A 9,527-nucleotide genomic window follows, 5' to 3' on the forward strand; every position below is an offset into this window, starting at 1 on the left:
GCCACGCACCCCGCGTGGTCGCCCGGCCGTCGCCGTTGCCGGGCGCACGGGCGGGGCAGCTCCACAGGGGCGGTGGGCACCGGCTGGGACGGTGGCCCCGGCGTGGCCCGACCCGGCCCGCGGCCCACACGTCTACCGGCCCGCACACGCCTACCGCGCCCCCTGTGGAGCTGCCCGCACAGACGGGGCACCGGACACGCGGACGAAGCGCCGGACACGACGAGGCGCAACCGGCCGGGGAGCACCGGTTGCGCCAGGGTCGCAGGCAGGGGGCGGGTCAGGCCTCGTGGACGTGCATCGGCAGGCCGCCGCGGACCCGCAGGGTCAGCATCGGCTCCGGCACCACCTGGTAGCCGGGTTGCAGCGACAGCCGCAGCTGCCGGGTCACGCAGGCGAGGACGAACACCGCCTCCATCAGCCCGAGGTTGTTGCCGACGCAGAAACGCGGGCCGGCGCCGAACGGGATGTAGGCGTACCGCGGCCGGTCGGTGCGCCGGTCCGGGTCGAAGCGGTCCGGGTCGAAGCGGTCCGGGTCGGGCCAGAACTCCGGGTGCCGGTGCAGGGTGTACGGGCAGAGCACGACGTCCGCGCCGGCGGGCACGTGCCAGCCGCCAACGACGTCCTCGCCCTGGGCGATGCGGGGCAGCAGCCACACCGGCGGGTACAGCCGCATCACCTCGTCGACCACCATCGCGGTGTACCGCAGCCGGTGCAGGTCCTCGTACACCGGGTTGCGGTCGCCGAGCACCTCGACGGCCTCGGCGTGCATCCGCTCCCACACCTCGTGGTGCCGGTCGAGCAGGTAGAAGGTCCAGGTCAGGGTGCTGGCGGTGGTCTCGTGCCCGGCCAGCAGCAGGGTGACGAGCTCGTCGCGCATCCGCTGCCGTGCCACCCGGGGGTCGGTCTCGCGGCTGGTCGACTCGATCAGCCGGGACACCACGTCGTCGCGGCCGGCGATGCCGCCGGGCTGGGCCCGCCGGTGCGCCACCAGCCGGTCGACGATCTCCTGGAGCTCGGCGCGGGCCCGGCGGAAGCGTCGCTGCCGGGGCAGCGGCACCCAGGGCGGCACGGCGCCCAGCGACATCATCTCGAAGATCGCCTGGTCCTGCACCGCCTCGAACGCCGCGCCGATCCCGCCGAACTCGCCGAGGTCGGCGTCGAGCAGCGTGCGGCCCAGCACGCCGAGGGTCAGCTCGGTCATCTCGTGGCGGATGTCGACGGGGCCGGCGCCGACCGCGCGTTGCAGCCGGGCGGCCATCCGCACCGACTCCTCGGCGACCGCGTCGGCCTGGCGGGCGATCCGGCGGGCCTGGAAGACCGGCTGGATCACCTTGCGCTGCTTGGTCCACAGCGCGCCCTCGCTGGTGAGCAGGCCGTCGCCGAGGGTACGGCGGGCGTGCACCAGTCCGATGCCCTTGTGGTAGTTGCTCGGGTTCTCGGCCAGCACGTGCTTGGCGTGGTCGGGGTGGTTGAAGAACCAGAGTGTCTTCGGCCCCAGCGGCAGCCGGACCGCGTCGCCGTGCCGGGCGGCGACCGCCCGCATGACGTCCAGCCGGTTGCGGGCCATCCGCCCGAGCAGCACCGGTGCGGTCCAGGGCGAGGGGCCCGGCGGGCGCAGCCGGCTGGGGTCGGCGATCGCGGTCACGGCTGCACCCGGGCGTCGGCCCGGAACCGCGCGGCCACGGCGCGCCGCCACACCTCGTACGCGGGCTGGCCGGAGGCGTCCGGGCCGGCGGGGATCAGCTCGTCGGTGACCCGTCCCGCGTCGGCGGCCGAGGCCCGGCAGAAGACCTGGGTGGCCAGCTCCGTGTGCGGCACCAGCAGCCCCGCCCGGATCCGGGCCTGGGCGGCGAACGCGCTGGCCTGGGCGACGAACGGGGCGTGCTCGCCCGATCGGGCCAGGAACAGCCGCAGCTCGTCGGCGGTGCACCCGCCGGCGTACGTCGCCGCGAGCCCGGCCCCGCTGTAGAGGTCCTCGTGCCGCGCCGCCGGGAACCGGTCGATCAGGTCGGCGGCGACGGTCGGGTCGCAGCCGGCGACGAACCAGGTGGCCCGGCCGATGCCCTGGTCGATGGCGCGGGCGGCATACGCGGTGGGGCCCTCGGGTGGCCACGGGAAGTCGGTCACGGCGCGCTGGCCGTGCACGTACTCGGCGGTGTGGAAGTAGGCCTGGTGGAAGCCGTAACCGTCGTGCACGAGCCAGCGCAGCAGCGGATCGGTGGCCGCCGCCAGGGCCCGCCGCCACAGGAACCTCGGCAGCCGCGCCAGGGCCCAGCCGATCCCGACGTACGCCATGTAGACGTGCCGGTCGCCAGTGCCGGCGAGGAACTCGGCGCTGCGCCGGGGGGTGCCCGGGGTGAGCGCGTCGACCAGCGCGAAGCCCATGGCCGCGCCCTCGTAGGCGAACCCCTGGAAGCGGGTCGGCAGCACGGCGAGGTCGGTGTCGACGTCGGTCACCCGGCGGGCGCCGGCGGCCGAGGAGAGCCCGGTCAGGAACGACGAGCCGACCGTCTCCAGGATGGTGCGGGCCTCCGGGCCCTTGTCGTGGAACCCTCGGGTGGAGACGAGGGTCTCCTTGACGTCGGGGGTGAGGACGCGGCGCCTGAGCGCCCTGATGGTGCCGGCCACCTGCTGCTCCCATTCATCCAAATTCGACGATCCAACTGCCCCATCCTCCCGGTCGCCCGACGCCCGCAGCCACTTCCCGATTGCCCTCTGACCTGGGGCGGAGCGGCCGGGACAACGGCACGTTGGGAGTAGTGCGCCGCCGCCGCGCGGGACACGATCGAGCCGCCCGCCACCTCGGCGGCGGCGTCGCGCCGCGCGGCCCCGCGCCGGTCGCGGGCGGAGAGGAGCTCGCGATGTTGGTGCTCGTGACGGGTGGTACGGGCTTCGTCGGCGCGCACACGGTGGCGGCGCTCCTTGCGGCCGGGCACCGGGTGCGGGTGCTGGCCCGCGATCGGTTCCGGGTCGCCCCGGCGTTGTCCCCGCTGTCGGTGCCGGACGACGCGGTGCAGGTCGTCGACGGCGACGTCGTCGACGAGACGGCGGTGGCCCGCGCGGTTCGTGGCGTTGACGCGCTGGTGCACGCCGCCTCGGTCTACTCGTTCGACAGCCGGTGGCACGGGGCCACCCGGCGGACCAACGCGCGGGGCACCGAGGTGGTGCTGGCAGCGGCCCGCCGGCTCGGGGTGGGGCGCTCGGTGCACGTGTCGACGTTCGGCGCGCTGGAGCCGTCGGCGGCCGGGACGGTGGGCCCGCAGTCGCCGCCGACGACGGCCCGGGAGACGTACCTGGCGAGCAAGGCCGCCGCGGAGCGGGTCGCCCGGGGCCACCAGGCGCACGGCGACCCGGTGGTGATCGCCTACCCGCCCGCGCTGCTCGGGCCGCACGACCCGAAGCTCGGCGACCAGAACGCCCGGCTGCGCAACGTGCTGCGCGGCCTGATGCCGATGTGGCCCACGGGCGGCTTCCCGGTCGGCGACGTCCGGGACACGGCCGCGCTACTCGCGGAGCTGGCCACCGCGCCGGCCGAGGACGGCGGGCGGCACCTCGGTCCGGGCCGCTACCTGAGCACCCGCGACTACGTGCGGGCCGTACGCGAGGCGACCGGCCGCCGGCTGCCCACGCTGTTCCTGCCGGCCCGGGCGATGCTGCCCTTCGCCTACGCCACGGACCTGGTGCAGCGGGTGTGGCCGTGGCACATCCCGGCCGAGTACGGGGCGTGCTACGTGTGCGCCGCCGACGCCCGCCCGCAGGACGTGGCCCGGTCGGCGGGACCGGCGCCCCGGCCGATCGGCGAGACGCTCGTCGACACCGTGCGCTGGCTGCACCGTACGGGGCGGCTCACCGCTGCCCAGGCCGGCCGGCCCGGCGCACCTGTCGTTCCCGCCGCGCCCGCGGCGGTTTCCGTCGAAGCCGCGGCGTCGCCGCGGAAGGAGGAACGACCGTGACCATCGTCGAACCGCACCCGTCCCGCCCGTCCGGGGCCCCGGCCGTCGCGGCCTACCGTCAGGTACGGGAGGCGACGGCGCAGCTGCTCGCCGAGGCACCGCCCGGCGCCGATGCCCTGCCCGTGGCGCACTGTCCGGAATGGACGGTACGGGAGCTCGTCGCGCACCTGGTGGAGATCTGTGCGCGGGTGCACGGCCGGGTCACCGGCTCCGTCACCGGCGCGACACCCGACGGCGGGCTGCCGGAGCTGCTCGCCGAGTGGGGGCGGCTGAGCGGGCCGGTGGAGGAGTTCCTCGCCGGCCCAGGCTCGATGGACGGGCACATCCTGGTGATGGACGCGTTCACCCACGAGCTGGACCTGCGTCAGGCGCTGGGCGTCGCGCCGCCGGTCGACCATCCGGCGCTGCCGGTGGCCTCCGGCGTCCTGCTGAAGGGGTTGTCCGCCTCACTCGACGGCCACGGCCTGCCGCCGCTGGCGGTGCGGACCGAGCACGGGCGGGTCGTGGCGGGGACGGGCGAGCCGGCGGTGAGCGTGGCGGGCCCCTGGCACGAGGTCTATCTGTCGCTGGCCGGCCGCCGCAGCGCGGCGCAGATCCGGTCGCTGCGGTGGAGCGCCGATCCGGGGCGCTGGCTGCCGGCGTTCACCTGGGGGCCGTTCCAGGTGCCGCCCTCGCCCGTCGCCGGCTCCGCACACTGAGCCTCCCGCACCCCTGCCGGCTGCCGGCCGGTGCCCCGTAGCACCGGCCCGCCGCCTTCTTCCGAGGGGGATTCGTCTGGGTGCGTCGCCGGGTCCCGTTCGGCGCGCGCCCTCATCCCCCGGTGGCGGCCGCGCCGCCCGGTCCGCGGCCCCGTCGCGCCGGGCCGGGGCCCGGGGTCCGGGGTCGCCACCGCCCGGGGGCGGCGGTCACGACGTGGTCCGGTGCAGCACCCGCGACGGCCGGGCGGTACGCCGGTCGTTGCGGGTCAAGCCGCGCCTGGTGCGGCTGGCGGGGTCGGTGCTGTCCAGTTCGGGCAGCGCGATCAGGATGGGCAGGTCGAACACACCGGTGTGGTGCAGCTCCAGGTCCACCGTGAGGTTGACGCCGGCGGCCACGGTGAGCGCGTTGTGCGCGCCGACGGCGATGGGGCGGCGCATGGACGGACGGGCCGCGATGTCACCGAGCGCGATCGCCGCGGCGCGCAGGTACCATTCGCCCTCCGGCACGTCGCGCAGCACGTACTCGCCGGAGGCCTCCAGGATGTCGCAGGAGGCCGGCAGCCCTTGCACAATGGGGCTGTCGAAGACGCCGACGTAGACCTTGACCGGCACGTCGACCGGGGGCAGGACGAGGCGTCCGGAGATGGTGGCCCGGCGGCGTGGGCCGGTCGTGCGGGTGCGGGACAGCTGCGGGATGCCGTTCTCGGCGAGCCAGCGGTAGCGGGCCGGCGAGATGCCCACGCTGCGGGTGAACCGGCTGATGAAGGTTCCCAGGCTGTTGTAGCCGACGGCGTAGGCGATGTCGGTGACGCTCATGTCGGTCTCGAGCAGTAGGTTCTTGGCCTTGTAGAGCCGGATCGCGGTCAGGAAACGCCCCGGCGAGGTGCCCGTCTTGGACCGGAACAGCCGAGAGAAGTAAAAGCGGCTGAGAAAGGCTGAATCGGCCATTGCATCGAGTGACAGGGGTTCGTGGTAACGATCCCACATGATCGAGATGGCTCTTTCGACGGCGTTGTGCACGGCCAATCACTCCATTCGGTGAACACGTTGGGGACACTCCGGCCGCTCCGGGCACGGTATGCCCGTTTACCGGGTTCGCCGGTCGTGGGGGTCGCTCCCACGACCGGCGACGTGGCCCTAACCAGGGTCGCCACGAACATCGGTGTCGCACCGTAGCGGAACAGGTGTTCGACCGCCCGGTTTGAATTGTGGAGAAATGCCAGTCCACCGGCCTGGTCGGGTGGCGCAAGTGCGGACCGAAAGGTATCGGGCCGCGCTTACTGTGCGTGTCCTAAGTGGTCCGGATGGAGTAGGACGATACCATGCATGGAGATCAATCAATACGGGACTTACGAATGTTCCCACGGGCGGCGAGGCGATTTAAACTGACAGACACAGCGATTATCCGAATTGGCCGGCGATGCGAGCCCTGTCCGAAGTTGATCAGCGCGGGGCCGTGAGCTGGCCGCCCAGCCACCGGGCCGCGGCCATCGCCGACCAGGCGGAGATCTCCACCAGCGTCCGGTCCTCCACGCCGACCAGCCGACAGCCCTGCACGACCGCCGGGTCCACCTGGTAGGACGCGAAGGCGACCAGCAGGGCCAGCCGGGCGACGGGCCGCTGGGTTTCGGGGAGCCCCTCGACCAACCCCTCCACCCAGGCCCGGCTGATCCCCCGCGGACCCCCGTGCCAGCCGACCAGGTTGACCAGCACCAGGTCGCGGACCGCCTCGGGCACCGAACGCCGGCCCGCCTCCTCGATCGCGGCGCAGGCCCGGCCGAACGCCTCCGCGATCGTCGGGCTGCCGGCCGCCCAGGACAGGTCCGCCGGCAGCGGCGCGGCCGGTAGCAGGTCCAGCGAGAGGCCCGGCCCGTGGGGGCGGCGCGACGCGCTCATCATGGCCCAGCCGAGCACCCGCAGCACCATGGGCAGCGCGACCTCCGGCACCCGGGGCGGCAACGGCACGTCGCGCAGGAACACGTTCACCACCCGGTTGAGGTAGTGCAGCAGCACCGCCACCCCGACCAGTTCCGGCGTCTGGGCGGCGGGGAACGGCGGCCGCTGCGGCGGCCGGTTGCCGCCGGCCGCCATCGCCCAGCCGACGATCCCCTCCAACTCCGCCGCGCCGGCCCCGAGCTCCGGCCCGGGTCGGGCGTGGCCGTCCACGCCGACACCGACGCCGGTGAGCAACCCCAGCGCGTTGTTGTGGATGGTCGCGCAGTACGGGCAGGTGTTGCCCAGCGAGATCGCGGTGGCCACCGCCTCCTTGGCCGCGCGCGAGGCGGCCCCGGGAACGATCAGCGTCTCCCGCAGCAGCACCCACGCGGCGGCCAACACCTCCGGCGCCGGGGCGTGCAGGGCCACCGGTGGAGCGAGCACACCGAAGTCCCTTTCCACCTGCCTGTACACCTCGGCCACCAGGCCGCTGGCCCGCCCGCGACGCACCGCGTCGACGTACCGGATCTGCGTCAACCCGAGCGCGCCCAGCACCGGTCGCAGAACACTTGCCGGCATCACGTACCTCATCCATCTCTGTGAATTGAAAACAGGTTATCGGCGAAAAGTGCCTTCAGCCAGTAGGCAGTACGGTCCAACCGCGCCGTCGGTTCAACCGCAGGACAGTTCCCGCAGTAGGCAACCTGGGAGAGCACCGGAGCTGCGACGACGTGCCATCATGGGCCAGCGGAATCGCTGCCCGACCGCCGTCGCCAGCGTTTCCGTGTCGCCCCGCAGCCCCGTCGGAGATTGCTGCGGCCAGCGCCGACAGCGGCCCTCCTTCGTCGTGGAACGCACCGTCGCTCGCCTGGCCTCAGATCGCCCGAGCAACGAGGAGATGGCTCATGGAAACGACGACCAAACAGCCGGGAATCAGAGTCCCGCTGATTGACGAGGATCAGGCGCAGGGCCGCACCGCCGAACTCTACGAAGAAATCAAGGCGGTCACCGGGTTGCCATTCGTACCCGACATGTTCCGGCTCACCTCCACCAATCCGCGGCTGCTCGCGGTGGTGCTCGCCGGCTACGGCGGCGTCTTCGGCGGGGACACGCTGCCCCGACAGCTCAAGGAGCTGATCTCGGCCTGGACGTCCAAGCTGAACGGCTGCCCGTACTGCGTCGGGACGCACAGCTGGTTCCTGAGCCAGTTCGGCGGCAGCGACGAGCTGCTGGAGGCGGTGTCGGATGCCGACAGCGTCGAGGACCTCCCCGTCGACGAGCGCACCATGCCGCTCATGCGGCTGGTGACGAAGGTGAGCACCGGCGCATACAAGATCACCGACGCGGACTGGGAACAGGCCGCCGCCGCCGGCTGGAGCGACGCCGAGATGCTGGAGGCGGTCTTCTGCGCCTGCCTGTTCGCGTTCATCAACCGGCTGGTCGACGCCACCGGGCTGGGCTCGTCGGTCGACCGCAGCCGCATCGCGCGCCTGGGCGACGAGTGACCTCCGGCCGGGAAGGGACGCCATCATGACCCAGTCACGCGCCATCCTGCTGACCGGCGCCTCGTCGGGCACCGGCATGTCCTCGGGCAGCGGCAAGGCCACCGCACTGCGGCTGCACCGGGCCGGCTGGCCGGTCTACGCCACCGGACGCAACGTGGAGGCCCTGGCCGACCTGGCCGACGAGGGCATCACGGTGCTCTATCTCGACGTCAACGACGAGGAGTCGATGGCCGCCGCGGTCAAGCGGATCACCGACGAGCACGGGGCGGTCGGCACTCTGATCAACAACGCCGCGTACAGCCTCAACGGCACCATCGGCGAGACCCCGATGGACGAGGTCCGCGCCCAGTTCGAGACGAACGTCTTCGGGCTGTGCCGGCTCACCCAGATGGTCCTGCCCGGCATGCGGGAGCAGGGCGGCGGCCGGATCATCATGATGTCGTCGATCTTCGGCATGTTCGCCACCCCGGGCCGGGGCTACTACCAGGCCACCAAGCACGCGTTGGAGGCCATCAGCGACTCCCTGCGCCTGGAGGTCGCCCCGTTCGGCATCAAGGTGGTGGTGCTCCAGCCGTCCCCGATCCTGGGCGGCTTCGTCCCCGACAGCGTCGCCGACCTGGGCATGGACTCCCACGACAACCCCGCGTTGTACCGGGACTTCTGGGAGCACTTCGTCGACTGGCACCAGGCGTACCGGCTCAGCGACAACCCGCCGCTGCGCGGCAAGATCGCCGTCCGGGCCGAGAACGTCGCGAAGGTCCTCGAGACGGCGGTCTCCACCCCGAACCCGCGCATCCGCTACCGGCTCGGCATGCCGCCGCGCCTGCTGCCGAAGATGCGGGCGCTCATCGGTGAGCGCGGGTGGGAGAAGTTCGTCCGCGCGTTCTTCCCCATCCCCTGACCGCCCGCACGAGCGGCGCCGACGGATCTCGTCGGCGCCGCTGCGCGTTGCCCGGGGTGCCGTCACGTGAGGTCGCCCGTCAGGTCCGGGATTCGTCGATGCGCAGGGCCCTCGCCCGCCCGCCGCGCGGGCGCAGCCACAGCAGGGCGACGACCACGACCAGGACCGCGCCGTCGACGAACAGCAGGAAGGCGCTGAAGCCGTCGATGCCGTGCCCGTGCCCGTCGACCACCACGTCGGTGCTGGCCTGGCGCGCGGCGTCGTCCAGCGGGGCCGGAGCGACGCCGGTGCCGACGCTGAACCGGTACGCCCCGGTGCTGGTCGTGCCGTCGGCGAAGGTGACGTGGTAGGCGACCGTGTAGTCGCCGGCCGCGTCGGCGCGCAGCGGCAGCCGCAGCCGGCTGGACCCGACGCGGGTCGGCTCGGCGTCGGTGAGCCGCTTCCCCGCGGCGTCGAGCACCGCGACGTGCGACTCCCCCTCGTCGACACCGGCGCCGAAGCCCAGGGTCACCTCGGCCGGCGCGGTGGTGAGCAC

Annotated in this window: 9 protein-coding genes; 4 read left to right on the top strand and 5 right to left on the bottom strand. The window is 73.3% G+C overall.

Annotated elements, in window-relative coordinates:
* Nucleotides 1-277: 277 nt before the first annotated feature.
* Both ACFT41_RS31395 and ACFT41_RS31400 read right to left on the bottom strand, forming a co-directional pair.
* Entirely contained in the window at nt 278-1,645 is a 1,368-nt protein-coding gene (locus tag ACFT41_RS31395) for a cytochrome P450 (RefSeq protein WP_377589924.1), read from the bottom strand.
* A complete protein-coding gene (locus ACFT41_RS31400) occupies nt 1,642-2,628 on the bottom strand; it encodes a DUF1702 family protein (RefSeq protein WP_377589925.1) in 987 nt (328 codons plus the stop codon). The genes ACFT41_RS31395 and ACFT41_RS31400 overlap by 4 nt, the downstream gene beginning before the upstream one ends.
* Before the next feature lie 233 nt (nt 2,629-2,861).
* Between ACFT41_RS31400 and ACFT41_RS31405 the strand changes: the two genes are divergently transcribed.
* Nucleotides 2,862-3,953 (top strand): NAD-dependent epimerase/dehydratase family protein, encoded by a 1,092-nt coding sequence (locus ACFT41_RS31405; protein ID WP_377589926.1) that lies wholly within the window; start codon nt 2,862-2,864, stop codon nt 3,951-3,953.
* The gene (locus ACFT41_RS31410; RefSeq protein ID WP_377589927.1) at nt 3,950-4,651 is read left to right on the top strand and encodes a maleylpyruvate isomerase family mycothiol-dependent enzyme; all 702 of its coding nucleotides are present in this window, start codon (nt 3,950-3,952) and stop codon (nt 4,649-4,651) included. Before ACFT41_RS31405 ends, ACFT41_RS31410 begins: the two co-directional genes overlap by 4 nt.
* Before the next feature lie 207 nt (nt 4,652-4,858).
* Here ACFT41_RS31410 and ACFT41_RS31415 read toward each other — a convergent pair whose 3' ends face one another.
* Together ACFT41_RS31415 and ACFT41_RS31420 are read right to left on the bottom strand one after the other, a co-directional pair.
* Nucleotides 4,859-5,599, bottom strand: coding sequence for a helix-turn-helix transcriptional regulator (locus ACFT41_RS31415; RefSeq protein WP_377589928.1), 741 nt, complete (start codon nt 5,597-5,599; stop codon nt 4,859-4,861).
* Between the two features lie 495 nt (nt 5,600-6,094).
* Complete coding sequence (locus tag ACFT41_RS31420; RefSeq protein ID WP_377589929.1) at nt 6,095-7,165, bottom strand: carboxymuconolactone decarboxylase family protein; 1,071 nt, start codon at nt 7,163-7,165, stop codon at nt 6,095-6,097.
* Between the two features lie 326 nt (nt 7,166-7,491).
* Here ACFT41_RS31420 and ACFT41_RS31425 point away from each other — a divergent pair, with 326 nt between their 5' ends.
* Both ACFT41_RS31425 and ACFT41_RS31430 read left to right on the top strand, forming a co-directional pair.
* On the top strand, nt 7,492-8,091 hold the full coding sequence (locus ACFT41_RS31425) for a carboxymuconolactone decarboxylase family protein (RefSeq protein WP_377589930.1): 600 nt from the start codon (nt 7,492-7,494) through the stop codon (nt 8,089-8,091).
* A gap of 25 nt (nt 8,092-8,116) precedes the next feature.
* A complete protein-coding gene (locus ACFT41_RS31430; RefSeq protein WP_377589931.1) occupies nt 8,117-8,992 on the top strand; it encodes an SDR family NAD(P)-dependent oxidoreductase in 876 nt (291 codons plus the stop codon).
* A 79-nt stretch (nt 8,993-9,071) separates the two neighbouring features.
* On the opposite strand, the gene ACFT41_RS31435 is transcribed toward ACFT41_RS31430, so the two are convergent.
* The coding region (locus ACFT41_RS31435; protein ID WP_377614092.1) for a copper resistance protein CopC at nt 9,072-9,527 on the bottom strand (456 nt) is incomplete at its 5' end.

This window comes from Micromonospora sp. NPDC057141, assembly GCF_042670805.1.
Lineage (GTDB): Bacteria > Actinomycetota > Actinomycetes > Mycobacteriales > Micromonosporaceae > Micromonospora.

What these genes read in the sequence shown, in the direction of transcription:
- ACFT41_RS31405 (WP_377589926.1), top strand. Translation starts at nt 2,862, where the DNA reads ATGTTGGTGCTCGTGACGGGTGGTACGGGCTTCGTCGGCGCGCACACG.
- ACFT41_RS31415 (WP_377589928.1), bottom strand. Translation starts at nt 5,599, where the DNA reads ATGGCCGATTCAGCCTTTCTCAGCCGCTTTTACTTCTCTCGGCTGTTC.
- ACFT41_RS31420 (WP_377589929.1), bottom strand. Translation starts at nt 7,165, where the DNA reads ATGCCGGCAAGTGTTCTGCGACCGGTGCTGGGCGCGCTCGGGTTGACG.
- ACFT41_RS31425 (WP_377589930.1), top strand. Translation starts at nt 7,492, where the DNA reads ATGGAAACGACGACCAAACAGCCGGGAATCAGAGTCCCGCTGATTGAC.
- ACFT41_RS31430 (WP_377589931.1), top strand. Translation starts at nt 8,117, where the DNA reads ATGACCCAGTCACGCGCCATCCTGCTGACCGGCGCCTCGTCGGGCACC.